Source organism: Tepidicella baoligensis (genome assembly GCF_013432195.1).
Taxonomy (GTDB): Bacteria; Pseudomonadota; Gammaproteobacteria; order Burkholderiales; family Burkholderiaceae_C; genus Tepidicella; species Tepidicella baoligensis.
Genome location: NZ_JACCDB010000001.1, coordinates 397,387 through 422,348 on the forward strand (window position 1 = coordinate 397,387; position 24,962 = coordinate 422,348).

Sequence of the window (24,962 nt, forward strand, 5' to 3'; positions counted from 1 at the left end):
GAAAGCCTCAAGGCCGCCGATCTTCCAGACCCGGGCGATCCTCCGGCTGGGACCGCTCGTCGGCGGACGAGCGGGATGAACGCTCATCCACCTCGCGCGCCTCCACGTCCACGACCTCGGCTTGGCTGTGACGAGCCGAAGCACCTGAAGCACGGGCCTGCCCCGCCTGCGGCCACACGCGCGTCTTGGTGAACCGTTGGAAGCGCCCCACGAACACCGGGGTCTCTGGGCGCTGGCCCCGCAACAGCGCCCAGAGCACCCCCAGGAACAGCAACACCAACGCCACCGCCAGCAGAAACACCGCCACCACCGCCATGATCAGCCACAACAGCACCCGCACCACGGCCCCGAGCAGCCCAGACATCCACTTCTTGAATTCCGCCATTGCACCTTTCGTTTCGCGCTTCACCATCGCGCACAATCGATACTGCATCGAAACTTTCACAATTCCCGTGTCCAATCCGGCCACGGGCCCACGGTATGCAGCCCAGCACCCACTCATCGATCATGAAGCGCCTGTCCCAGTACTTCCTCCGGGGGTTGATCGCCATTTTGCCCCTTGGGTTGACCGTGTACCTGCTGTTCACGCTGGTCGCCTGGTCCGAGTCCTTCGCGATGCAGTTCATCCGTCCGATTGTCGGCAATTTTTACATTCCCGGCCTGGGCCTGATCCTCACCGCCGGTCTCATCGTGCTGACCGGCTTCCTGATCTCGCGCGATGCCACTGCGCGGCTGCTAAACTGGGTGGAGCTGCCGTTCACCAACATCCCGGTGGTCAAGAGCGTGTATAACTCGCTCAAGAGCTTTGCGGACTACTTCTCGCCGCAGCACCGGGGTGAAGCGACACAGCAAGTCGTCATCCTGCGCTTGCCCAATCAGCCGCTGGAGATCGTCGGTCTGATCACCCGCAACCACATGCACGGCCTGCCCCCAGGCTTTCTGCCGGGTGACCGCGTGGCGGTTTACCTGCCCATGGGCTACATGATCGGTGGCTACACGGTGTTCGTGCCGCGGGAATGGCTCACCCCCATCAACATGACCGTCGAGGAAGCCATGCGCTCCTCCCTGATCGCCTGGATGTCCACCCGAAAGAACCCATGACCATACGCCACCTCGATGCCCTCTTCGCCCCCCGCAGCGTCGCCGTCTTCGGCGCCTCCGAACGACCCCACAGCGTTGGCGCCACCGTCTGGCGCAACCTCGCACAAAACTTCGCGGGGCAGCTCTATCCGGTCAACCCCAAACACCGGCGGCTCGGCCAGCACGCGGTGTATGCCTCGGTGGCCGAACTGCCCGAGCCGCCCGATCTGGCGGTGATCTGCACCCCCGCTGCCGCGGTTCCCGACCTGATCGCCGCCCTGGGGGCGCGCGGCACCAAGGCCGCCGTCGTGGTCACGGCCGGGCTCACCGCCGACCAGAAACAGGCCATGCTCGATGCGGCACGCCCGCACACCCTGCGCATTCTGGGCCCCAACTGCATCGGCATGCTGGTGCCGCACCTGGGGCTGAATGCGAGTTTCGCCCATGCCAACGCCCGCCCTGGCCCCATCGCCTTCGTTTCGCAGTCCGGGGCCTTGGTCACGGCCATGCTGGACTGGGCCAATTGGCGCCAGATCGGCTTTTCCCACTTCGTCTCACTGGGCGAACATGCCGACGTGGACTTCGGCGACATGCTCGACTTCCTGGGCAGCGATCCACGCACCCGCGCCATCCTGCTCTACATCGAATCGATCGAGTCGCCGCGCAAATTCATGTCGGCCGCGCGCGCGGCGGCCCGCAACAAACCGGTGATCGTGGTCAAGGCCGGCCGCTCGGCGCAGGGCCAGAAAGCGGCTGCCTCCCACACCGGCGCCCTGGCCGGCTCGGACGAGGTGTTCGACGCCGCCATCTCCCGCGCCGGCATGCTGCGCGTCTTTACCCTGCAACACCTGTTCCTGGCGGCGGAACTGCTGGCGCGCTTCCGCGACAACCGCAGCGAACAGCTGATCGTGCTCACCAACGGCGGGGGGGCGGGCGTCATGGCCGCCGATGCCGCGGCCCACGCCGGGGTGGAACTCGCCACCCTGAGCCCGGAACTCATCGCCGAGCTGGACCAGGTGCTGCCCGCCAACTGGTCGCGCGCCAACCCGGTGGACATCATCGGCGACGCACCCGCCCAGCGCTATGTGGACGCGCTCACCGTGCTGCGCCAGGCCCGGGACGCCGCCATCCTGTTCGTACAGGCGCCCACCGCCATCGTCTCCAGCACCGAGATTGCCAAAGCCCTGGCCCCGCTGGCCAGCGAAAAGCCCCCCCGCGTCCTGGGCAGCTGGCTCGGGCACAACGCCGTCAACCGCGCCCGTGAGATTTTCCGCGACGCCGGCATTCCCGACTACGACACACCCGAAGAAGCGGTGCGCGCCTTCTCCTTCCTGCGCCAGTACCACCGCCACCAGATCGAACTCATGGAAACCCCGCCCGCCCTGCCCGATGCGCAGGCGATGGACTTGCCGGGCATCCGCGAGATCGTCGATGCCGTGCTGCGCGACGGGCGCGAGCTCCTCACCGAACCCGAAGCCAAGGAACTGCTCAAGCGGGCTGGCATTCCGGTCACACCCACGCGCGTGGTGCCGGCCGAAGCGCAGGCGGCGGTGTCCGCGGCCGCAGCCCTGGGCTATCCAGTGGTGCTGAAGATCCTGTCGCACGACATCAGCCACAAGTCGGACGTGGGCGGCGTGCGCCTGAACCTGCACAATGCCGCCGAGGTGCAGCAGGCGGCCGAGGCCATGCTGCAGCGCGTCGCCGAGGTCCGGCCCGGCGCCCGCCTGGACGGCTTCACCGTGCAACCCATGATCCAGCGTCGCCACGCACATGAGCTCATCGTGGGCGCCAGCATCGATCCGCTGTTCGGCCCGGTCATCCTGTTCGGCCAGGGCGGCACCGCCGTGGAGATCGTGGCCGACCGGGCGCTGGCCCTGCCCCCCCTGAACGCCACGCTGGCGCGCTCGCTGATCGGGCGCACCCGCATCGCCAAGCTCCTGGAAGGCTACCGCGACGTTCCACCGGCTCGCCAGGAGGCCATCGTCTCCACCCTGGTGGCCATTTCCCAATTGCTGGCCGACGTGCCCGAGATCGCCGAGCTGGACATCAACCCGCTGATCGTGGACCATGCAGGCGCCATCGCCCTGGATGCACGTGTGCGCCTGAGTGCGGCGCGACCCGCCGGTTCCGACCGCTTTGCCATCAGGCCCTACCCGCAGCAACTGACCGAAACCCAGCGCCTGAAGGACGGCCGGGTCGTGACCCTGCGGCCCATCCGTCCCGAGGACGAACCCCAGCACCGAGCCTTCCTGGAGCGGGTGGATCCGCAAGACATCCGCATGCGCTTTTTCTACAGCCGGCGCAGCTTCGAGCACAGCGAGCTGGCCCGCCTGACCCAGATCGACTACGACCGCGAGATGGCCTTCATCGCCACGATGACCGAATCCGACGGCAGTGAAGTCACCATCGGCGCGGTGCGCGGCATCTGCGACCCCGACAACGACGCCGCCGAATTCGGCGTGCTCGTCCGCTCCGACCTCAAGGGGTTGGGGCTGGGCTGGATCCTCATGGACAAACTCATCCGCTACCTGCAAGACCACGGCACCCGCCGCATCGTAGGCACCGTGCTGCGCGAGAACCACGCCATGCTGGAGCTGGCCCAGCGCCTCGGCTTCAGTGTGCAAACCCACCCGCAGGACCCGGATCTGCGCCACGTTGAACTGCCGCTGCGCTGAGTCGCGGCGACAACGCCGTCACATCATCAAGGTGATGACGACGATGAACACGCCGATGGCCAGATTGACCGATACCCAGCGGCGAATCTTGTCCATGGCCACGCCGGCGGCGGACCAGTCAGACGCCGCCACTGTCTTCGACAGGCGACCATAGAGCGCAAAGCGGATGTGCCCGAAGATCAACACCATCAGCGTGCCCAGCAGCGCCATCAGGGTCCAGTCCAGCGGGGCCTGGAACTCGCCACCGGCCTGCACCACCGTCTTGGCCACGTTCCCCATCATCCAGAAGCCGGTGAACAGGGTCAGCACCGACACATAGGTGATAGTGGTGAAAAACCGCTTGAGCACGGCATGTAACAGCTTCAACCGCACCGCGGGCTCCAGCGTCGCGGCGGCGGGCCGCAGAAAAAAATGGGCAAATACCATGCCGCCGATCCAGATCACGATCGACAGCACATGCAAGGTCTTGAGGGAGGCGTACAGCATGAAGGGCTCCTGAAATCAGACAGGGCGAACCATAACAGCTTTGCGACGGTGACGCTGAAGCCTGCCGTTCGTCGGTTTTTGCTGCACCGCAACAAAAAACGCTTGCAATCCACAGGATAACCCCTATACTTACCCTTAATGTTGCAGCGCAGCATCGCCGGGCTGACACGGTTTTGACGCAACAGCGCTCTACAGTCTTTTTTGCTGTCAGTCACTTTTCAAGGAGTATTGCCATGTTGACCGTTGAACAAATCATTGCCCACCAAAAAGCCCAAGTCGCCGCCCTGTTCGATCTGAGCAGCAAGGCCCTGGCCAGCGTCGAGAAGCTCAACGAGCTGAATCTGCAAGCCGCCAAGGCTTCGCTGAGCGAAGGTGCCAGCCACGCCCAGGCGTTGCTGAGCGTCAAAGACCTGCATGAGCTGGTGACTCTGCAAAATGCCGCCCTGCAGCCGCTGGCCGAGAAGGCTGCTTCCTACAGCCGTCATCTGTATGAGATCGCCACCAGCATGGGCGCCGAAGTCTCCAAGCTGGCCGAGGCGCAAACCGCTGACGCCCAGAAGCAGTTCGTCGCTGCCGTGGACACCGCCGTCAAGAACGCGCCCCAAGGCTCCGAAGCCGCTGTGGCAGCCGTGAAAAACGCCGTCTCCACCGCCACCGCCGCCATGGAATCGGTGCAGAAGGCCGTCAAGCAAGCCACCGAGCTGGCCGAGGCCAACTTCCATGCCATCACGGCCACCGCCGCAACCACCAGCAAGCCGGCCAAGACCACCAAGGCCGCTGCCTGATCCCTCTCGCAACCCGCGAAACCCCGAGCGCCCACGGCCCTCGGGGTTTTTTCATGCCCGGTCCGCACCGGTCGGTCAAGCCGGTCAACTGGGCACGATAATGTACGGACGATTCCCTCCTCCCATCCAGCCATCAGGAGCACCTCCATGAGCGAAATCACCACCGTCGGCATCGTTGGAGCCGGCACCATGGGCAACGGCATTGCGCAAGTCTGCGCCGTCAACGGCCTGCACGTCGTGATGGTCGATATCAGCGATGCCGCCGTGCAAAAAGGCCTGGCCACCGTGGCCAGCAGCTTGGACCGCCTCATCAAGAAAGAAAAGCTCACCGCCGCCGACAAGGACGCCGCGCTGGCGCGCATCCAGGGCTCCACGCATTACGACGATCTCCAAAAAGCCCAACTCGTCATCGAGGCCGCGACCGAAAACCTCGAACTCAAAATCAAGATCCTGCGCCAGCTCGACGGTCTGCTCGCGCCCGAAACCCTGATCGCCACCAACACCAGCTCGATCAGCATCACGCAACTGGCCGCCGTCACCGGAAGACCCGACCGCTTCATCGGCATGCACTTCTTCAACCCGGTGCCGATGATGGCGTTGGTCGAGATCATTCGTGGCCTGCAAACGAGCGACGCCACCCACGACACGGTGCGCGATCTCGCCCTGCGCCTGGGCAAGACGCCAATCACAGTCAAGAATGCGCCCGGCTTCGTGGTCAACCGCATTCTGGTGCCCATGATCAACGAAGCCTTCTTCGTGCTGGCCGAGGGCCTGGCCAGCGCCGAAGACATCGACGCGGGCATGAAGCTGGGCTGCAACCACCCGATCGGGCCATTGGCGCTGGCCGACATGATCGGCCTGGACGTGTGCCTGGCGGTGATGAACGTGTACTTCGCCGAATTCAACGACAGCAAGTACCGCCCCTGCCCCTTGCTCAAAGAGATGGTAGCCGCGGGTTACCTGGGCCGCAAAACGGGGCGCGGCGTCTATCGTTATTGAGTCACCGCCACCTCTGGGCCTCACCCCGCCACGAAGCTGCCCGACTTGCCGCCGTGCTTCTCCAGCAGCTTCACGTCGGAGATCACCATGCCCCGGTCGGCGGCCTTGCACATGTCGTAAATGGTGAGCAGGGCGATCTGGACGGCAGTCAGCGCCTCCATCTCCACACCCGTGGGGCCCACGGTTTCGGCCGTGGCCAGGCAGCGCACGGCAGCCAGTTCGGGCTGTAGCTCGAACTCGACTGCCACGCGCGTGAGGGCAATCGGATGGCACAGGGGGATGAGGTCGCCGGTCTTCTTGGCCGCCATGATGCCGGCCAGCCGGGCCACCCCCAGCACATCCCCTTTCTTCGCACTGCCGGCAGCCACCAACGCGAACGTTTCGGGCTGCATGGCGATGCGGCCCTGCGCCCGCGCCACCCGGTGGGTGGCCGGTTTGGCCCCGACATCGACCATGTGGGCCTGACCTTGGGCATCGAAATGCGTGAGAGGAGCAGTCATGAGCAGGCGGGCACCCGCGAGGATGCGGAATTTTGACGCGAGGCTGGCATCATACGCTCATGTCTCTCAAGATGATGCGCCGTTGCTGGCCCCTCGTTGTGGCCGCCCCTCTGTGGCTGGCCCCACTGGCCTGGTCTCAAACCGAGCCGCCACCCGTGCGCGGCCTCCCCGCCCTGGGTGACAGCGGCCAACTGACGCTGAGCGAGGAGCGGCGCCTGGGCGACCAGATCGCCCGCACCCTCTACCGCGACCCGGACTACCTGGACGACCCGGTCCTGCATGCCTATTTGCAAGCCATCTGGCAGCCGCTGGTGCAAGCCGCTCAGCGGCGGGGAGACCTGCCGGTCGAACTGGCAGAGCGCTTCGCCTGGGAGATCCTGATCGGCCGCGACCGCAGCGTCAATGCCTTCGCCTTGCCTGGGGGGTATCTCGGCGTCTATCTGGGACTGATCGCCGTGGTGTCCACGCCGGACGAACTCGCCTCGGTGCTGGCCCACGAACTCAGCCACGTCTCGCAACGGCACATTGCCCGGCTCATCGCCCGGCAGAACCAGCAAGCGCCTTGGGTGATCGGGGCCATGATCCTCGGGGCGCTGGCCGCGAATGCGGCCAAGAATGTCGATATCGCCAACGCCGCCATCGCCGGCGGGCAAGCGGTGGCCATCCAGTCGCAGCTCAACTTTTCGCGCGACATGGAACGCGAAGCCGACCGCATCGGCTTCGGGATCATGACCGAAGCCGGTTTCGACGCCGTCGGCTTCGTCACCATGTTCGAGAAGCTGCAAGCCGCGTCGCGACTGAACGACGACGGCGCTTTCCCCTACCTGCGCAGCCACCCCCTGACCACGGAGCGCATCGCCGACATGACGGCCCGGGTACCCGACCTGGGCGCGGCAGGCAGCCGTGCCGCGAGCAGCGGCCCGGTGTCGGCCTACCTACATGCCCAGATGGCAGCCCGAGCCCGGGTGCTCAGCGAATCGAGCGCGGACCGGCTGCGCGCCCTGACCGCGCCGCTGCGCCAGACGCAAGGGCCGCAGCAGGATCCGACCACCCTGGGGCAGCGCTATGCCGCCACCCTGGCCGCCGCCCGGCTGCGCGACACCCCGCTGCTGCTCGAAGGTCTGCGCCAGCTGCAGGCCGCACCGCCCCCCGACGCCGCCGCCCGACAAGCGCTGGACTGGTTGCACCTGGAAGCCCTGCTCCTGCAACCCGCCGACACCCTCACCCCCGAGATGCGCGACGACCTGGCCCGACTGGCGCGTGCCGGCCTCAATGGCCCCGACCGCCCCGGCCTGCTGCTGGGCGCCCAGGCCGCGCAGCGCCTGGGGGCGGACGACCAGCGCCTGGCCACGCAACGGCTCCAGACCTGGACCAGCCTGCGCCCGAGGGACGCCATGGCCTGGCAGACACTTGCCGGCCTGCACCTGGTCCAGCAGCAGCCGGTGCGCGCCGCTCGCGCCGAGGCAGAGGCCCGACTGGCCCACCTCGACGCCCCCGGCGCCCTGGACCGGCTGCGTGCAGCCCAGCAGATGGCCCGCAGTGCCCCCCAGGTGGACCACATCGAGCTGTCCATTCTCGACGCCCGTGTACGCCAGACCGAAGCCCTGGTCCGCGAACAGTCCCGGGACGCACGCTGACGCCTGTCCCCCGCTATCATTGGCCCCCTGGAATTGCACCATGGCAGGCATACACATTTCCGACATCGAGGCCGCGATCAACCACTGGCGCCAGCGCAAACCGTCGCCAGACGGCATCGTGCTGGCCGACGAAATCCGCGCCCTGGCCGAGGTGTACGCCCTGCTCGTTTACTACCGCGAGGATTACGCCGACGAAGCCACCATGCCGCGTGCGGCCTATGCGGCCTGGCTCGAGTGGTACCACACCACCCCGGACACGCCCTGCATCGCCATCTGCTCGACCAGCCAGGGTGACGAGATCTGCAAAGGCTGCGGCCGCACCTTCGACGAAGTCCAGCGCTGGCCCGCCATGAGCCCGGCCGAAAAACGCGGCACCTGGCGCCGCATCACACTGGAAAACAAGGCTTGGCGCTTCAACACCTATGCCGAGCGGGCCGTGGCCACCAGCCCGGCACCAAACGCTCAGACCGAAGCCTCGAACACCCCGACTTGAGGCGCCACGCCACCTGCCGCGCCGGGGCATCCTCTCACACCCGTTGCGCCAGCTCCACCGCCTTGCCGACATAGCTGGCCGGTGTCATGGCCAACAGACGGTCCTTTTCGGTCTGGGGAATGTCCAACGACACGATCAGCGCATGCAGGGCCTCTTTGGTCACCGACTTGCCGCGCGTGACCTCTTTGAGCTTTTCATAGGCGCCCGGCACGCCGTAGCGGCGCATCACGGTCTGGATCGGCTCGGCCAGCACCTCCCAGGCGGCGTCCAGGTCGGCCGCCAGCGCTTCCTCGTTCAGTTCCAGCTTGTTCAGGCCGGTCATCAGCGACTGGTGTGCCAGCACCGCGTAGCCCAGCGCCACACCCATGTTGCGCAGCACGGTGGAATCGGTCAGGTCGCGCTGCCAACGGCTGATGGGCAGCTTCTCGCTCAGGTGCCTGAGCAGTGCGTTGGCCAGCCCCAGGTTGCCTTCGGCGTTCTCGAAGTCGATCGGGTTGACCTTGTGCGGCATGGTGCTGGAGCCGATCTCGCCCGCCTTGAGCTTTTGCTTGAAATAACCCAGGCTGATGTAGCCCCAGATGTCGCGTGCCAGATCGATCAGGATGGTGTTGCTGCGCGCCACGGCATCGAACAGCTCGGCCATGTAGTCGTGCGGCTCGATCTGGATGCTGTAGGGCTGAAAAGTCAGGCCCAAGCCGATGCGGGCATTGGCCGGGGTATCGGGGGTGGCTTCCGGGGTTTCCACCACGGCACGGCTGAAAGCCTCCCAGTCGAAATCGGGCCAGGCGCTGAGGTGGGCGTTGTAGTTGCCCACGGCACCGTTCATCTTGCCCATCAACTTCACGCGGGCGATGGCCTGGCGCGCGGCCGACAGACGCACCGCCACGTTGCCCAGCTCTTTGCCCACGGTGGTGGGGCTGGCGGTCTGGCCGTGGGTGCGACTGAGCATGGGCACGGCGGCATAGGCATGGGCCAGGGCGCGCAGCTTCTCGATGATGGCGTCCAGCCCCGGCAACAGCACCTGGTCACGCCCGGCCTTGATCTGCAGCGCGTGGCTGGTGTTGTTGATGTCCTCGCTGGTGCAGGCAAAGTGCACGAACTCGCCGGCCTTCTGCAGCTCGGGCCAGCCGTCGAAAGCGCCTTTGACGCCCAGGGCGGCGTTGCCACGGATCCAGTATTCCACGGCCTTGACGTCGTGGTTGGTGATCTTTTCGATGGCTTTGATAGCCTCGGCGTCGGCCGGGGTGAAGTTGGCCACGATGGCGCGCAAATGGGCGCGCGCCTCCTGGGACAGCGGCGGAAATTCGGCAAAGCCGGCGTCACTCAGGTGCTCGAACCAGGCCAGCTCCACCTGCACGCGGCGGTGCATGTAGCCGTACTCGCTCATGAAGGGGCGCAGCGCGGCGAGTTTGCCCGCGTAACGGCCATCCAACGGCGACAAAGCGGTGACGGGGGAGAAATCGACGGAGACAGTTGCTTGCATGATGGGCTGGATTGTAGAAGCCCTCCCCCCGACCGGCCATCCCTGACCCGTTGCCAGACACACATCAGGGCAGATCGCTAAAATGGCCTGCCCCAAGACTACCGTGAACACTCCATGAAACTCATCGGCGCCCACACCAGCCCCTACGTGCGCAAAGTGCGCATCGTCATGGCCGAGAAGAAGCTCGAGTTTCAGTTCGTCGAAGAAAACGTCTGGTCAGACGCCACCACCATCAGCGACGCCAACCCCCTGGGCAAGGTGCCGTGCCTCGTCATGGAAGGCGGCGAGGCCATTTACGATTCGCGCGTGATCGTCGAATACCTCGACACGCTGTCGCCGGTGGGCAAGCTGATCCCCCCCAGCGGGCGCGAACGTGTGGAGGTCAAGACCTGGGAAGCGCTGGCCGACGGCATTCTGGATGCGGCCGTGCTGGCCCGGCTGGAGGCCACCTGGGAGCAACGCAAGCCCGGGCAGCGCTGCCAGGCCTGGATCGACCGCCAGCGCGGCAAGATTCTGCACGGCCTGCGTGCCATGAGCCAAGGTCTGGCCGACAAACCTTTCTGTCACGGCATCCATTTCACCTTGGCCGACGTGGCCGTGGGCTGTGCGCTGGGCTACCTGGACTTCCGCTTCCCCGACATCGACTGGCGCAGCCCCCATCCCAATTTGGCGAAGCTCTACGACAAGCTTTTGCAACGACCAAGCTTTGCCGACAGCCAGCCGCCCGCTTGATCATCGGACCAAATAAAAAGAGCTGCGAAGCACTCCGGGATAAAGGAGGAGGGAGGGAGGAGGAGAATCACCCCGGAGGGGTCTCGGGCAGGACGCCCTCGGCTTCGCAGCTGCAGCAACTCCCGTGCGCGGCCTTGAGGCCTGCGACACTGACGTTTCGTGTCGTCGGCCGCGGGAAAGTTCCCCGGAGACGGCCGCGCGCGCCTGCTTGATTTGCAACAAGATGTGTAGGGCTTGCGTGGGGTAGGATAGGTGGCATGACCGACCTGTCCCGCCCCACCGACAACCCTTTCACCGTAGATGCCCCTCATGCCAAGACCGCCGAAGAGGTGCTGCGCGCCCTGGCCACCGACGCCGGCGGGCTGCGCAGCGACGAAGCCAACGCCCGGCTGCAGCGCGTGGGCCCGAACCGGCTGCCGGCTCCGCCCAAGGACGGGCTGCTCAAGCGCTTTTTCAAGCACTTTCACGACATCCTCATCTACATTCTGATCGTCGCGGCGGGCATCACCGCCCTGCTCGGCCACTGGATCGACACAGGTGTCATCCTGGGCGTGGTGGTGATCAACGCCATCATCGGCTTCATTCAGGAAGGCAAGGCCGAGGAAGCGCTGGAAGGCATACGCAAGATGCTGTCGCTGCATGCCCAGGTGCGGCGCGACGGCCAGTGGAGCGAGATCGACGCCGACGCCCTGGTGCCTGGCGACATCGTGCGCCTGCGTTCGGGCGACCGCGTGCCGGCCGACCTGCGCCTCATCGAGGCCACCAACCTGCGTATCGAGGAGTCGGCGCTGACCGGCGAATCGGTCCCCGCGGACAAATCCCCCGAGGCCGTGGCGGCGGACGCCGGTGTGGGTGACCGGGTCGGGATGGCTTATTCCGGCACCCTGGTGGTCACGGGCCGTGGTGTCGGCGTGGTCACCGCAACCGGTGCGCAGACCGAACTCGGCCGCATCAACCGGATGATTGCCGAGGTCCAGACCTTGCAGACGCCGCTGACCCGGCAGATGGCCCAGTTCAGCAAGGTGCTGTCGGTGGTGATCGTGGGCCTGGCCTTGTTGATGCTGGCGGTGGGTCTGGGGCTGCACGACTTGCCGCTGGGAGAGGTGTTCCTGGCCGCCATCGGCTTCGCGGTCGCAGCCATTCCCGAGGGGCTGCCCGCCATCCTTACCATCACGCTGGCGCTGGGGGTGCAGCGTATGGCCCGGCGCAACGCCATCACGCGCAAGCTCACCGCCGTCGAGACGCTGGGTTCGGTCACCGTGATCTGCTCCGACAAGACGGGCACCCTCACCCGCAACGAGATGACCGTGCGCCACGTGGTCACGCGAGGCGGCTTCTACGATGTGAGCGGCACCGGCTACCAGCCCAAGGGAGACATCACGCTCAATGGCCAACTGGTCAGCCTGCAGGAACATCTGCACCTGCACGCCCTCATCGAGGTGGTGGCGGTGGCGAACGACACCCATGTCGCCGAGGAGGACGGTCAGTGGAAAGTCACCGGCGAGCCGACCGAGGGCGCCCTGCGCACACTGGCCCTCAAGGCCGGCTTCCAGGCCGATGCCCACGAGCGCCACGCCAGCATCCCGTTCGAGTCGGCCAACAAGTTCATGGCCACGCTCAACACCACGCCCACGGGGCAACGCCGTATCCTGCTCAAAGGAGCCCCCGACCGGTTGCTCGATCGCTGCACCTATGAACTGGGCACCGAGGGCGACATCGAACCCTTGGATCGGGCGTATTGGGAAGCCCAGATCGAACGGCTCAGCAGCGAAGGGCTGCGCGTGCTGGCAGCCGCTGCCCGCGAGACGCATCCCCACAAGACGGACCTGACCCTGAGCGATCTGGAGGAAGACATGGTCTTTCTCGGCCTCATCGGCATCATCGATCCGCCCCGGCCCGAGGCGATCGAGGCCATCCGTTCCTGCCACACCGCCGGCATCCGTGTGAAGATGATCACCGGCGATCACGCCGGCACGGCGCGCGCGATCGGCATCGAGATGGGACTGGGCACGCCCGAGAGTCTCAAGGTGGTCACCGGCACGGAGCTGGAGGCCGCCTCGGACACGGAGCTGCAAGAGATCGCCCAGACCTGCGACATCTTCGCCCGCACCAGCCCGGAGCACAAGCTGCGCCTGGTCCAGGCCTTGCAGGCGCGCGGCGAAGTGGTGGCGATGACGGGGGACGGCGTGAACGACGCCCCCGCCCTCAAACGGGCCGACGTGGGCGTGGCCATGGGCATCAAGGGCACCGAGGCCACCAAGGAAGCCGCCGAGATCGTGCTGGCCGACGACAACTTTTCCTCCATTGAACGGGCAATCGAGGAAGGGCGCACCATCTACGACAACCTGCGCAAGGCGATCCTGTTCATCCTGCCCACCAACGGCGCCCAGGGCCTGGTGATGCTGGTGGCGGTGGTGCTGGGTCTCACCCTGCCGCTCACCCCGGTGCAAATCCTGTGGGTCAACATGGTGGTGGCCGTCACGCTGGCGCTGGCACTGGCGTTCGAACCGGCCGAGCCCGGCGTGATGGAGCGCCCCCCGCGCAAGCCCGGCACCCCCATCATGGGCACGGCGATGCTGTGGCGCGTCGCGGCGGTATCGGTGCTGATCGGTGGCGCCACCATGGTCATGTTCGAGGTGGAGCTGTGGCTGGGCATGGAATTGGCCGTGGCCCGTACCATGGCCGTCAACACCCTCGTGATCGCCCAGGCCTTCTATTTGTTCAACAGCCGCTTTCTCGTGGCGTCCAGCCTCACGCTCACGCACCTGTTCACCAACCGGGCCGTCTGGGTGGCGGTGGGCGTGCTGGTGGCGCTGCAGCTGGCCTTTGTGTACCTGCCCATCATGAACACCTGGTTCGGCACAGCCCCATTGACCCTGCGCCACTGGCTGCTGCCGATGGCGATCGGACTCGGGGTCTTTCTGGTGATCGAGGCGGAAAAGGCGTTGCTGCGCCGCTGGCGATGACCGCCACCGCCACGACGACTCGAGCTTTTGTAGCGATGGACGAAAAAAAACCGCCCCGAAGGGCGGCTTGAAGTCCATCAGGACGTCGTTGGGAACCTTTCCATAAGTGGCCGGCTTCCTCTTCGGTGCCAGCCACTCCCTGAATGCCCTCGTACGGGCTGTAATCGTGTTGTGTTGTGCTGACAGCGTTGTTGGGTATTGTGCAACTGCAGCAAGATTCTGGACATCCCCTGTTTGGGGGATACGGATCACCATGACTTCAAATCGACCACAAAACAGGCACCACCGCCTGGTTGGTCGATACAGCGAACGTCCCCCCGGTGGCGGCGGGCGATGGCCCGCACGAGGGCCAGCCCAAGCCCGACTCCGCCCTCGCGCTCGCTTTGACCCGGGAGCCGGAAAAAGGGCTCGAACACCCGCTCCTTGTAGGCATCGGGCACGCCGGGGCCTGTATCCGCCACACGAATGCGCCACAGGGGGCGCCCGTCCACGTCTGGTACGGTCTCCAGGGTACAGCTCACCGCATCCGGTGCTGGCCCGCCACCATGGCGGCGGGCGTTTTCCAGCAGGTTGCGCAACAGGCGGCGCAGCAGGCGCGGATAGCCGCGCAGCAGCACCGGGGGCGCTTCGTCTGCCACCGCCAGGGTCGCCCCGACGCGGGCGCACTCCTCGGCGGCGAGCCCGAGCAGATCGACATCTTCCGCCGCGCCCAGGGCGCTGGGGTCGTTCGGATCCGTCAAATCCAGCCGGCTGGCCAGCAGGATTTCATCGATCAGCTGGTCGAGTTCGGCAATGTTGCGCGAGATTTCCGCCAGCTGGCGCTCACGGCCCTTTGCATCGGCGGTGCCGCTGGCCAGCAGCTCCAGCCCCATGCGGATACGGGCCAGCGGCGAACGCAGCTCGTGCGAGGCATTCGCCAGCAGCGCCTTGTGTGACGCCAGCAAAGCCTGCACGCGGTCGGCCGCGGCATTGAAGCGTTCGGCCAGAAAGGCCACTTCGTCCTGTCCCTGCACGGGCAAACGGGTGTCGAGACGCCCCTCCCCCCAACGCGCCACCCCTTGCTGGAGCACTTCCAGACGCTGCGTGAGACGCCGGACCACCGGGTAGGCGCCCAGAGCCACCGCCACGGCAATCAGCAACAGCAGGGTGGTGAACCCCCAGAACGACTGGATGAACCGGAACGGATCGGTGTTGCGGGCGTGCGGTGGGCGACTCGGGCGCGGCAACTGGATGGTCAGCGTTTGACCGTCGGCCAGCGGGACCTCGAATTCCACGCCCTGCCCCGGAACCCACTGACGCCGGGCCTGGGCACGCCCGATTTCCTGTCCGGCGGCATCGCGCAGCACCACCACGCCGCCTGGGCGTTGAGCCCGTTCGTGCTCCCATTGGGCACGCCAGAGCCAACCCAACAGCAGCGTCATGACCACGATCACCGCCGTCAGCGCGAGCCAGATACGCAGGTACAGGTGCTGATGCAGGCGCATGGGCCGAGTTCCTCAGTCCTGCTGTTTGGCAAAGACATAGCCCACCCCGCGCACGGTGAGGATGCGGCGCGGGTTTTTCGGGTCGGCCTCGATCGCCTGGCGGATGCGGCCGATGTGGACGTCGATCGAGCGGTCGAACGCCTCCAGCTCACGGCCCCGCACGGCTTCCATGATCTGGTCCCGCGTAAGCACCCGGCCGGCGCGCTCGGCCAGCACCACGAGCAAATCGAATTGATAGGAGGTGATCTCGCACGGTTGACCCGCCACGGTCACGGTGCGTGCGTCGCGGTCGATTTCGAGCGAACCGAAGCGCAGCGCAGGGCGCGGGGCCACATCAGGGCCGGGGCCCGGCTCAGCCCGCCGACGCAGCACCGCGCGAATGCGGGCCAGCAGCTCACGCGGCTCGAACGGCTTGGGCAGGTAGTCGTCCGCGCCCATCTCCAGGCCGATCACCCGGTCCATCGGATCGCCCTTGGCGGTGAGCATGATCACCGGCACGCGGCTTGCCGCCCCAGGCAGGGCGCGCAGCCGCCGGCACACCTCCAGGCCATCGATGTCGGGCAGCATCAGGTCCAGGATGACCAGATCGGGCAGGCGGTCCTGTAACCGTCGCACACCTTCTACCCCCTCAGCGGCCTGCTCGAAGGAGTAGCCCGACTGCTGCAGGTACTCCCCCACCATGGCGGCCAGCCGGGTGTCGTCCTCGATCATGAGCAGATGCGGCATGTTCATGGCCCGATGTTGCCACGGCCGTGTGATGCACCGTGCAAGCCCGTGTAAAGTTGCATGAAGCCCGGCCGCCCCGAGACCATCCCAGCCTCAGGCCCTGGGCGGCTGCGCAATCTCCAACCGATGGCCTGCCAGCCACACCAGGCCTATCACCGGCAAACCCATGAGCGCGGTGAACAGAAAGAATCCCGGGTAGCCCAGCCCGTCCACGATGCCGCCCGAATAGCCTCCGAGCGTCTTGGGCAACAGCGTCATGAGCGAGCTGAAGATGGCGTACTGCACCGCCGTGAACGACACATTGGTCAGGCTGGACAGGAAGGCCACAAAAGCCGCACTGGCAAAACCGGCGGCCAGATTGTCGGCCGAGACGATCAGGTACAGCAGCGTGAGGTTGTGCCCCGCATAGGCCAGCACGATGAAAGCCAGGTTGGTGCCAGCGGCCAGAATGGCGCCCCACATGAGCGAGCGCATCACGCCGAACCGGGTGGCCAGGATGCCCCCCATGAAGCCCCCGAAGATGCTGATGATGACGCCGTAGGTTTTGACGGCGTAGGCGATTTCGGGCTTGCTGAAGCCCATGTCCTGGTAGAACACGTTGGAAATCACGCCCAGCACGATGTCGGAAATGCGGTACAACCCCACCAGCGCCAGCAGCAGCCAGGCGGTGCGCGCGCCGTAGCGCTGGAAAAAGTCCAGCACCGGCTCCACCCAGGTGATGCGGGCCTGTGCGCGGCTGGCAAGCCCTGCACGCACCAACAGCCAGCCCACCCCGAAGGCAGCCGCCAGGCCCAGCGCCATGCGGCTGGTCTCGAACAGCAGGTTCAGCAACGGCCCCTGACCCGCCACCGACGAAGCGCCCACCTGGCCTGCCGTGTAGAACACACCCACGAACGCCAGCACGCTGGCGATGAACACCGCCAGCAGCCGCGCATGTTGACCGGAAGGTGCGGGCTCGGTTAGACGCGCCGAAGCCGGTGGCTCGGGCGTGATCAGCGTGGTCAGCATGCCCACCCCCATCACCGCCGCCATGACCAGATACGTCCACTGCCAGGCCTCGTAGCTGTAGCCGCCGCGCGCCGAACCCCAGTACGAAGCCAGAAACAAGGCCCCCGCACCGGCCACGATCATGCCCACCCGGTAACCCGCGATGTAGGCCGACGACAGCAGGCCCTGCTGCTCCGGTCGGGCGATTTCGATGCGGTAGGCGTCGATGACGATGTCCTGCGTCGCCGACATGAAGCCCAGCAACACCGCGAACAGCGCCATGGTGGTGAGGGTATGCCCGCCGCTGGCGGGGTCCGTCATGGCCATGCCCACGATGGCGCTCGCCACGCCCATCTGCGCCAGCAGCATGTAGGCACGCCGCCGACCCAACCATGCGGTGAGCAGCGGCAAGGGCAAACGGTCCACCAGCGGTGCCCAGATGAACTTGAACGAATACCCCAGCGCCGCCCAACTGAAGAAAGTGACCGCACGGCGCTCCACACCGGCTTCGATCAACCACAAGGAGAGCGAGGAAAAAATCAGCAGGATCGGCAAGCCGGCCGAAAACCCGAGCATGAGCATGCTGAGCACGCGCCAGTCCCACAACGCGGCCAGGCTGTCGCGCCAGGTCCGGGCGGATGGAGGTGACGCAACGGCAGGATCGGGCGTGGAGGTTACAGCTGGTGACACTGACATGCCACGATTGTGCCTATGATTCCGGTATGTGCTGGCTTTGTGACGCGAAATCCGCCCTCAACGATTCCTCGACTCCAGCCTCGACGCATCGATGGTCGTCGCGGCGGGGTTTTCTGCTGGCCTCTGGAGCGGCTGCGGCCAGCACGCTGTTGCCCGCCGAGGCCGAAGCCCAGGTGCAGGTCGGCAGCCCGTCCGGCATGCGGCGCCTGGTCCCGGCGCAGCAACTGGAAGGCGCCGCCTCCCAACAGTACCGCCAGATGATGGAGCAGGCCCGCCGACAGGGCGCCCTGGCTCCCGACGACCATCCCCAGGTGGTTCGATTGCGCCGGATTGCCCGCGTCCTGATCCCACTCGCCCCACCCTGGAACCCCCGGGCACGCGATTGGCAATGGGAAGTCAACCTGATCGGCAGCTCCCAGATCAACGCTTTCTGCATGCCAGGCGGCAAGATTGCTTTTTACACCGGTATTCTCGACAAGCTTGAGCTCAACGACGACGAGGTGGCCATGATCATGGGCCACGAAATGGCGCATGCGTTGCGCGAACACGCCCGGGCTCAACTGGCCAAAACGCAGGCCACCAGCATAGGCCTGTCGTTCGGAGCCCAGTTGCTGGGTTTGGGCGATCTGGGCAACATGGCGGCCAACCTGGGCACGCAGCTGTTGAGCCTCAAATACAGCCGGGACGATGAAACCGACGCCGACCTGGTGGGGCTGGAGCTGGCCGCGCGCGGGGGCTTCCACCCGCAGGCCAGCGTCACGCTCTGGGAAAAAATGACCGCCCAAGGCGGCGGCAGCGGGTTGAGCTTCCTGTCCACCCACCCCAGCGGCCCCAACCGCATTCGCGAATTGCAGGCCAACGTACCCAAGGTGATGGGCCTGTACGAGCAGGCCCGACGCAGGGGCTGACCCCCTACAGGGTCAGAGGCCGTCGCGCACGAAGGGGTTGCTGCGACGCTCCCGCCCGAAGGTGCTTTCCGGCCCGTGGCCGGGAATAAACACCGTGTCGTCCCCCATGGGCCACAAACGCTCGCGGATGCTGCGAATCAGCTGCTCGTGATCGCCCTGCGGGAAATCGGTGCGGCCAATGCTGCCGGCAAAGAGCACATCCCCCACGAAGGCGCGTTTGGCCTCGGGCGAATGGAACACCACATGGCCGGGCGTGTGCCCCGGGCAGTGGCGCACATTTAACGTGCTGCGGCCCACCTGTACCGTGTCGCCGTCGGCCAGCCAGCGCGTGGGCGTGAAGTGCCCGGCGGGCGGAAAGCCGAACATCACGCTCTGTTGCGGCAAGCCGTCGATCCAGAACTGGTCGCCACGGTGCGGGCCCACGATGGGCAGTTGCAGCCGTTCGGCCAGGGTGGCGGTGCCGCCCGCGTGGTCGATGTGCGCATGGGTGAGCAGGATCTGCGACAGCTTCAGGCCCAGCCTCTGGGCTTCGGCCAGCACCACCTCCAGGTCCCCCCCGGGGTCGATGACGGCGGCGTCCTTCGTCTCGTCGCACCAGACGAGCGAACAGTTCTGCTGGAAAGGCGTGACGGGGATGGTGAGGTATTGAAGCATGGGTCGATTGTAGAAACGTCACAGATTCGTCGCTGCAATCACCTCGCTGATGTCCGTCAGCCCCTGCACGACCTTTTCAATGCCGTCTTGCGGTTTGCGGTGTTTGGAAACATCCATGCCCGCCATGATTTTGATGCGCGCCACCAGCCCGTAGCGCAAGCGCGACTCCACCTCCAGGTAGCGCACCAGCTCACCGTCAAGCCGGAAGCGGATTTTCACGGGCTTGGGCGCGGGCTCGGTTTCGATGTGGAGTCGGACGCCTTCTGCGCGATCGCCTGCTCGAAGAGGCTGTTGATGAACCACACCAGCGTGTTGTCGGATTCGTTGACGACATCGGCTTCGGGCTCGTTGCTCACGTCGGTGGCGGACTGCAGATCCAGCACCCTATCGCACGTCGCCTGGTTGTCCGATTTGGCCCGACGGCTCACGGCCGCGCTGACGGGCTTTTCACAGACCCGTGCGATGGCTGGCGGCAGCGTGCCCGGCGCGGCCAGACGGGACAAGGTGGACTCGGTCATGCGGATGCGTTCCAACGACAGGGGGTATTACCATTGTGCCCTGACCCACGACCCTTGCGGCGGCACAGGCCTCCGCCCCGTTGCATGACCGACTCCCCTGCCTTGCTCAGCCCCGCCCGCACCGCCGAAGCACTGCCCTACCCCGCCCTGGCCCGGGCCATCGAGGCTGTGCTGCGCGACCCGGGCGTCCACGTTCCGCCACGGCTGATCCAGCCCTTGCCCGGTGGCGGCAGCCTGTTCGTCATGCCCGCCGTGAGCCCCACGGTGACCATCACCAAACTCATCACCTTCGTGGCCGACAACGCCCAGCGCCAGCTCCCCACCATCCAGGGCGACATCGTGGTGTTCGACACCACCACCGGCCAGCGGCGCTGCATCGTCGATGGCCCCACCGTCACCGCGCGGCGCACGGCAGCGGTGTCGCTGCTGGCCGCGCAGAAGCTGGCCCCCCATACCGACGGCCCGCTGCTCATCGTGGGCGCCGGGGTCCAGGGCCGCGCCCACCTGGACGCCTTTGCCGACGGGCTGGGCGTCCAGGAGGTGTGGGTGGCCTCGCGCAGTGCCAGCAGTGCCGACACCCTCGTGGCCCACGCCCGGACACGCGGCCTGCAGGCCCGCCGGGTGGACGATGCCGATGCCGCCCTGCCCCACTGCCCGCTCGTGGTGAGCTGCACCTCGGCCCAGGCCGTGGCGCTGCGTGCCCTGCCGCGCGACGATGCCTTTGTGACCGCCGTGGGTGCCTTTACCCCAAGCATGGTGGAGTGGGCTCCCGACGTGTGCCAGCAACTCGCCGAACGCGGCACACTGGTGGTGGACACCCGCGACGCCGACCACGAAGCGGGCGACCTGCTGCAGGCCGGCATCGACGTGGCGGTGCTGCCCACGCTCGCCGACGTGGTGCTCGATACCCCCACCTGGCAGCGCATCCAGTCACGCCAGGGCCCGGTGTTCTTCAAAAGCTGCGGCTGGGCCGGCTGGGACCTGGCTGCGGCGCGCTGCGTGGTGGGCTGAACCCGCCGTTTCTCAGATGAGGTGGAGTCGGGCGCTGTCCTTCACCTCTTCCATCACCGCATAGGTGCGGGTTTCCCGCACGCCCGGTAGCTGCCAGAGCACGTCGCCGGCAAAGCGGCGGTAGGCGTTCATGTCGGCCGCGCGTGTCTTGAGCAGGTAGTCGAACCCGCCGGCCACCATGTGGCACTCCAGAATTTCCGGGCGCACCTGCACGGCGGCCTTGAAGGCGTCGAACACGTTGGGGGTGGTGCGGTCCAGCAACACCTCCACGAACACCAGCATGCCGGCCCCCAGCTTCATGGGGTTGAGCCGTGCCTCGTACCCCAGGATGTAGCCCTCCCGGGTCAGACGTTGCACGCGCGCCAGCACCGCCGTGGGCGACAGGGCCACGGCTTCGGCCAGCTTGAGATTGCTGATGCGCCCGTCGCGTTGCAGCACGTCCAGGATGCGCAGATCGATCCGGTCAAGCTCGTCCATGAGCCGAATTATTCACCATAAAAACGCCGAATATTGGTGATTCATTCGACTCAATTGGGTTGAACATACGCACATCATCCACCATGTGCCGTTGCTCGTCATGAATGCTTGCTTTCCCTCCCAGGCCTTGCCACCCAACGCCAACCCCTTTGCCCATGGGGTCGATGGCCCACTGAAGCGCAGTCCGTTGCGCGCAGCCATCACCTCGGCCTGGCGCCTGCCGGAGCCGGCTCTGCTGCCCGCCTTGCTGGAAAGCGCACGGCTGACCCCGGCACAGCAACAGGCCACGCAGTCCCTGGCGCGGCAACTCGCCCAGGCCTTGCGGGATCACCCGCCTGCCACCGGGCGGCAGGGGCTGGTGCAGGGTCTGCTGCAGGAATACGCCCTGTCTTCACAGGAAGGCGTGGCCCTGATGTGCCTGGCCGAAGCGCTGCTGCGCATCCCCGACGCCGCCACCCGCGACGCCCTCATCCGCGACAAGGTCGGGCAGGGGCAGTGGGCCACGCACCTGGGCCAGAGCCGTTCGCTGTTCGTCAACGCCGCCACCTGGGGCCTGTTGCTCACGGGCAAGCTGGTGGCCACCCACAGCGAACAAGGTCTGCAACGGGTGCTGGGCGGGCTGCTGCGCAAAGGTGGGGAACCCCTGGTCCGCAAAGGGGTGGACATGGCCATGCGGCTCATGGGCGAACAGTTCGTCATGGGCGAAACCATTGCCCAGGCCCTGGATCGCGCCCGCCACCGGGAAACGCAAGGCTTTCGCCACTCTTACGACATGCTGGGTGAAGCGGCCCTCACGGCCGACGATGCCGACCGCTACCGGCGTGCTTACGAAAGCGCCATCCACGCCATCGGTCAGGCCGCGCAAGGCCGCGGCGTGATCGAAGGGCCGGGCATCTCCATCAAGCTCTCGGCCCTGCACCCCCGCTACAGCCGAGCCCAGTACCGGCGCGTGATGGACGAGCTCTACCCGGTGCTGCTGGCGCTGGTGCGGCTGGCCCAACATTACCGGATCGGCCTGAACATCGACGCCGAGGAAGCCGATCGGCTCGAACTCTCGCTGGACCTGCTCGAACGCCTGTGCCAGGAGCCCGATCTGGCCGGCTTCGACGGCATCGGCTTCGTGGTGCAGGCTTACCAGAAACGCTGCCCCGCCGTGATCGACCACCTCATCGACCTGGCCCGGCGCAGTGGGCACCGGCTGATGGTGCGGCTCGTCAAAGGCGCCTACTGGGACAGCGAGATCAAGCGCGCCCAGCTCGACGGGCTCGAAGACTACCCCGTCTACACCCGCAAAGCCTACACCGATGTCGCCTACCTCGCCTGTGCACGCCGCTTGCTGGCCGCGCCCGATGCGATCTACCCCCAGTTCGCCACCCACAACGCCCACACCGTGGCCGCCATCGTGCAGATGGCCGACCCGGCCCGCTACCACAGCGGCCAGTACGAATTCCAGTGCCTGCACGGCATGGGCGAGGCCTTGTACGAACAGGTGGTGGGTTCAAGCGGCCTCGGACGGCCCTGCCGCATCTACGCCCCCGTCGGCACCCACGACACCCTGCTCGCCTACCTGGTGCGGCGCTTGCTGGAAAACGGGGCCAACACCTCCTTCGTGCACCAGATCGCCGACCCCCGCACGCCCATCGCCGAACTCGTGCAGGATCCGGTGGCGCGGGTCGAACAATGGGCCCGGCAGGAAGGCCGTCTGGGCCTGCCACACCCGGCCATTCCCTTGCCGAGCCGGCTGTACGGGTCTGTCCGGGTGAACTCGGCCGGCATCGACTTGGCCAACGAACAGGTGCTGGCCTCGCTGCTGAGCACATGGGAACACACGGCGCAGACACCTTGGCGCGCCACACCGATGTTGGCGCATGAGCCCCCCCGCTCGATCGACCACACACCCACCACACGGCTCAACCCGGCCGACCAGCGCGACCCGGTCGGTGCAGCGCTGGACACCTCGCCCGCCCAGTGCGAGCACGCCCTGGCCGCCGCCACCGCCTTTGCACCACACTGGGCCACCACGCCGGTGGAAGAACGCGCCGCCGCACTCGACCGCGCGGCCGACGCGCTGCAAGCGTCGATGCCGCGCCTGCTCGGCCTGCTGATGCGCGAGGCCGGCAAGACCGCCGCCAACGCCGTGGCCGAGGTGCGCGAAGCCATCGACTTCCTGCGCTTCTATGCCGCCCAGGTGCGATTTTCGTTCGACAACCACACCCACCAGCCGCTGGGGCCGGTGGTGTGCATCAGCCCCTGGAATTTCCCGCTCGCCATCTTCACCGGGCAGGTGGCCGCCGCGCTGGCCGCCGGCAACACGGTGCTGGCCAAACCGGCCGAGCAAACGCCGCTCATCGCCACCGAAGCGGTGCGGCTGCTGTGGCAGGCCGGTATTCCGCCGGCCGCGCTGCAACTGCTGCCCGGCCCTGGCGACACCGTGGGCGCCGCGCTCGTGGCCGATGCCCGGGTACAGGGCGTGCTGTTCACCGGCTCCACCGAAGTGGCACGGCTCATCCAGCGCACGCTCGCGCAGCGCCTGTCGCCACGCGGGCACCCGATCCCGCTCATCGCCGAAACCGGCGGCCAGAACGCCATGATCGTGGACGCCTCGGCGTTGCCCGAACAGGTGGTGCAAGACGCCATCGCCTCGGCCTTCGACAGCGCGGGCCAGCGCTGCTCCGCGCTGCGCGTGCTGTGCATACAGGACGACGTCTATGACCGGGTGCTCACCCTGCTCCAAGGCGCCATGACCGAACAGCGGCTGGGCCCGCCGACGCGGCTCGCGGTGGACATCGGCCCCGTGATCGACGCCGAGGCCCGCGCCGGCATCGAAGCCCACATCGACCACATGCGCCAGCGCGGCCACACCGTGTACCAGGCCGCCCGGGTCGAAGGCGATGAAACCGTCCACGGCCATTTCGTGCTTCCCACGCTGATCGAAATTCCTCATCTGGGCGAGCTGCAACGCGAGGTATTCGGCCCGGTGCTGCATGTGCTGCGCTACGCCCGCCGCGACCTGCCCCAGATCATCGAGCAGATCAACGCCACTGGCTACGGCCTGACCCTGGGCGTGCACTCGCGCATCGACGAAACCATCACCCAGATCACCCGCGCCGTTCGCGCCGGCAACCAGTACGTGAACCGCAACATGGTCGGGGCCGTGGTGGGCGTGCAGCCCTTTGGCGGCGAAGGCCTCTCGGGCACCGGCCCCAAAGCCGGCGGGCCGCTGTACCTGTACCGGCTGCTGGCCCAGCGCCCGGCCGATGCGTTGACCGAAGCACTGCGCTTCATCGGTGCCTCGCAGCCCGAGGTGCCCAGCGCGGAAATCACCCTGCCCGGCCCCACGGGCGAGCGCAACCTCTACAAGCTGCACCCCCGCCGAACCGTGCGTGCTGGCGCCCCCCTGAGCGAAGACGCCCTGCGCCAGCCGATGGACGCCGTCGTGTTCGGCGGCTCCCAGCCGGACCTGGCCGCCTTGCTGGTACAACTGGCGCAAAGACCCGGCCCGATCGTGAATGTCTTTGTGCAAGACGACCCATCGCAACCGCTACCGGCCGAAGCCGTCTGGACCGAGCGCAGCCTCAGCATCAACACGGCTGCCGCTGGTGGCAATGCCAGCCTGATGATGCTGGCTGGCTGAACAGGGCGGTTACCATAGCTGCATGGAATCG

The 24,962-nt window shown here is 66.6% G+C and carries 21 protein-coding genes and 1 pseudogene; 11 read left to right on the forward strand and 11 right to left on the reverse strand.

Annotation, left to right across the window (positions count from 1 at the left end):
- Nucleotides 1-7 precede the first annotated feature (7 nt).
- Nucleotides 8-385: a hypothetical protein gene (locus tag HZS63_RS01840; protein ID WP_180682312.1), complete on the reverse strand. Its 378-nt coding sequence runs from the start codon at nt 383-385 to the stop codon at nt 8-10.
- Between the two features lie 122 nt (nt 386-507).
- On the opposite strand from HZS63_RS01840, the pseudogene HZS63_RS01845 reads away from it, so the two are divergent.
- Nucleotides 508-1,191 (forward strand): annotated as a pseudogene (locus HZS63_RS01845) (DUF502 domain-containing protein); the annotation flags it as partial.
- Complete coding sequence (locus HZS63_RS01850) at nt 1,104-3,755, forward strand: bifunctional acetate--CoA ligase family protein/GNAT family N-acetyltransferase (protein WP_425505908.1); 2,652 nt, start codon at nt 1,104-1,106, stop codon at nt 3,753-3,755. The pseudogene HZS63_RS01845 and the gene HZS63_RS01850, both read left to right, overlap by 88 nt.
- A gap of 18 nt (nt 3,756-3,773) precedes the next feature.
- Here the strand turns inward: HZS63_RS01850 and HZS63_RS01855 are convergent, their stop codons facing one another.
- Complete coding sequence (locus HZS63_RS01855) at nt 3,774-4,241, reverse strand: CopD family protein (protein ID WP_180682315.1); 468 nt, start codon at nt 4,239-4,241, stop codon at nt 3,774-3,776.
- Between the two features lie 233 nt (nt 4,242-4,474).
- Between HZS63_RS01855 and HZS63_RS01860 the strand changes: the two genes are divergently transcribed.
- Both HZS63_RS01860 and HZS63_RS01865 read left to right on the forward strand, forming a co-directional pair.
- Nucleotides 4,475-5,026, forward strand: coding sequence for a phasin family protein (locus HZS63_RS01860; protein WP_180682316.1), 552 nt, complete (start codon nt 4,475-4,477; stop codon nt 5,024-5,026).
- Nucleotides 5,027-5,173: 147 nt separating this feature from the next.
- The gene (locus HZS63_RS01865) at nt 5,174-6,025 is read left to right on the forward strand and encodes a 3-hydroxybutyryl-CoA dehydrogenase (protein ID WP_180682317.1); all 852 of its coding nucleotides are present in this window, start codon (nt 5,174-5,176) and stop codon (nt 6,023-6,025) included.
- Nucleotides 6,026-6,045: 20 nt separating this feature from the next.
- Here HZS63_RS01865 and moaC read toward each other — a convergent pair whose 3' ends face one another.
- Entirely contained in the window at nt 6,046-6,525 is a 480-nt protein-coding gene (gene moaC, locus HZS63_RS01870) for a cyclic pyranopterin monophosphate synthase MoaC (RefSeq protein WP_180682318.1), read from the reverse strand.
- A 59-nt stretch (nt 6,526-6,584) separates the two neighbouring features.
- Between moaC and HZS63_RS01875 the strand changes: the two genes are divergently transcribed.
- On the forward strand, nt 6,585-8,162 hold the full coding sequence (locus HZS63_RS01875; protein ID WP_246316080.1) for a M48 family metalloprotease: 1,578 nt from the start codon (nt 6,585-6,587) through the stop codon (nt 8,160-8,162).
- A 40-nt stretch (nt 8,163-8,202) separates the two neighbouring features.
- On the forward strand, nt 8,203-8,655 hold the full coding sequence (locus HZS63_RS01880) for a DUF3717 domain-containing protein (protein ID WP_180682319.1): 453 nt from the start codon (nt 8,203-8,205) through the stop codon (nt 8,653-8,655).
- A 34-nt stretch (nt 8,656-8,689) separates the two neighbouring features.
- Here HZS63_RS01880 and purB read toward each other — a convergent pair whose 3' ends face one another.
- Nucleotides 8,690-10,138 carry an adenylosuccinate lyase gene (purB, locus tag HZS63_RS01885; protein ID WP_180682320.1) on the reverse strand — a complete coding sequence of 483 codons (1,449 nt, stop codon included), beginning with the start codon at nt 10,136-10,138 and terminating at the stop codon, nt 8,690-8,692.
- Nucleotides 10,139-10,252: 114 nt separating this feature from the next.
- Between purB and HZS63_RS01890 the strand changes: the two genes are divergently transcribed.
- Together HZS63_RS01890 and HZS63_RS01895 are read left to right on the forward strand one after the other, a co-directional pair.
- Complete coding sequence (locus HZS63_RS01890) at nt 10,253-10,870, forward strand: glutathione S-transferase (protein ID WP_180682321.1); 618 nt, start codon at nt 10,253-10,255, stop codon at nt 10,868-10,870.
- 257 nt (nt 10,871-11,127) lie between these two features.
- Nucleotides 11,128-13,836, forward strand: a complete 2,709-nt coding sequence (locus HZS63_RS01895) for a cation-translocating P-type ATPase (protein ID WP_180682322.1) — start codon at nt 11,128-11,130, stop codon at nt 13,834-13,836.
- Between the two features lie 248 nt (nt 13,837-14,084).
- On the opposite strand, the gene HZS63_RS01900 is transcribed toward HZS63_RS01895, so the two are convergent.
- The 3 genes from HZS63_RS01900 to HZS63_RS01910 all read right to left on the reverse strand — a co-directional run bounded on the left by HZS63_RS01900 (nt 14,085) and on the right by HZS63_RS01910 (nt 17,729).
- A complete protein-coding gene (locus tag HZS63_RS01900) occupies nt 14,085-15,320 on the reverse strand; it encodes an ATP-binding protein (protein WP_180682323.1) in 1,236 nt (411 codons plus the stop codon).
- A gap of 12 nt (nt 15,321-15,332) precedes the next feature.
- Nucleotides 15,333-16,052, reverse strand: coding sequence for a response regulator (locus tag HZS63_RS01905; RefSeq protein WP_180682324.1), 720 nt, complete (start codon nt 16,050-16,052; stop codon nt 15,333-15,335).
- Between the two features lie 87 nt (nt 16,053-16,139).
- A complete protein-coding gene (locus HZS63_RS01910; RefSeq protein WP_180682325.1) occupies nt 16,140-17,729 on the reverse strand; it encodes an AmpG family muropeptide MFS transporter in 1,590 nt (529 codons plus the stop codon).
- A 26-nt stretch (nt 17,730-17,755) separates the two neighbouring features.
- On the opposite strand from HZS63_RS01910, the gene HZS63_RS01915 reads away from it, so the two are divergent.
- Nucleotides 17,756-18,637, forward strand: a complete 882-nt coding sequence (locus HZS63_RS01915) for a M48 family metallopeptidase (RefSeq protein WP_180682326.1) — start codon at nt 17,756-17,758, stop codon at nt 18,635-18,637.
- Nucleotides 18,638-18,649: 12 nt separating this feature from the next.
- On the opposite strand, the gene HZS63_RS01920 is transcribed toward HZS63_RS01915, so the two are convergent.
- Genes HZS63_RS01920 through HZS63_RS01930 form a run of 3 tightly spaced genes read right to left on the reverse strand, consistent with a single transcriptional unit; the run spans nt 18,650 to nt 19,809 of the window.
- On the reverse strand, nt 18,650-19,291 hold the full coding sequence (locus tag HZS63_RS01920; RefSeq protein ID WP_180682327.1) for an MBL fold metallo-hydrolase: 642 nt from the start codon (nt 19,289-19,291) through the stop codon (nt 18,650-18,652).
- An 18-nt stretch (nt 19,292-19,309) separates the two neighbouring features.
- Entirely contained in the window at nt 19,310-19,510 is a 201-nt protein-coding gene (locus tag HZS63_RS13935; protein ID WP_180682328.1) for an ATPase, T2SS/T4P/T4SS family, read from the reverse strand.
- Nucleotides 19,507-19,809 carry a hypothetical protein gene (locus tag HZS63_RS01930; RefSeq protein ID WP_180682329.1) on the reverse strand — a complete coding sequence of 101 codons (303 nt, stop codon included), beginning with the start codon at nt 19,807-19,809 and terminating at the stop codon, nt 19,507-19,509. The genes HZS63_RS13935 and HZS63_RS01930 overlap by 4 nt, the downstream gene beginning before the upstream one ends.
- 84 nt (nt 19,810-19,893) lie before the next feature.
- Here HZS63_RS01930 and HZS63_RS01935 point away from each other — a divergent pair, with 84 nt between their 5' ends.
- Nucleotides 19,894-20,820 carry a delta(1)-pyrroline-2-carboxylate reductase family protein gene (locus tag HZS63_RS01935; RefSeq protein WP_180682330.1) on the forward strand — a complete coding sequence of 309 codons (927 nt, stop codon included), beginning with the start codon at nt 19,894-19,896 and terminating at the stop codon, nt 20,818-20,820.
- A 12-nt stretch (nt 20,821-20,832) separates the two neighbouring features.
- On the opposite strand, the gene HZS63_RS01940 is transcribed toward HZS63_RS01935, so the two are convergent.
- On the reverse strand, nt 20,833-21,297 hold the full coding sequence (locus HZS63_RS01940) for an Lrp/AsnC ligand binding domain-containing protein (RefSeq protein ID WP_180682331.1): 465 nt from the start codon (nt 21,295-21,297) through the stop codon (nt 20,833-20,835).
- A gap of 100 nt (nt 21,298-21,397) precedes the next feature.
- On the opposite strand from HZS63_RS01940, the gene putA reads away from it, so the two are divergent.
- The gene (gene putA, locus HZS63_RS01945) at nt 21,398-24,931 is read left to right on the forward strand and encodes a trifunctional transcriptional regulator/proline dehydrogenase/L-glutamate gamma-semialdehyde dehydrogenase (RefSeq protein WP_180682332.1); all 3,534 of its coding nucleotides are present in this window, start codon (nt 21,398-21,400) and stop codon (nt 24,929-24,931) included.
- Nucleotides 24,932-24,962 lie beyond the last annotated feature (31 nt).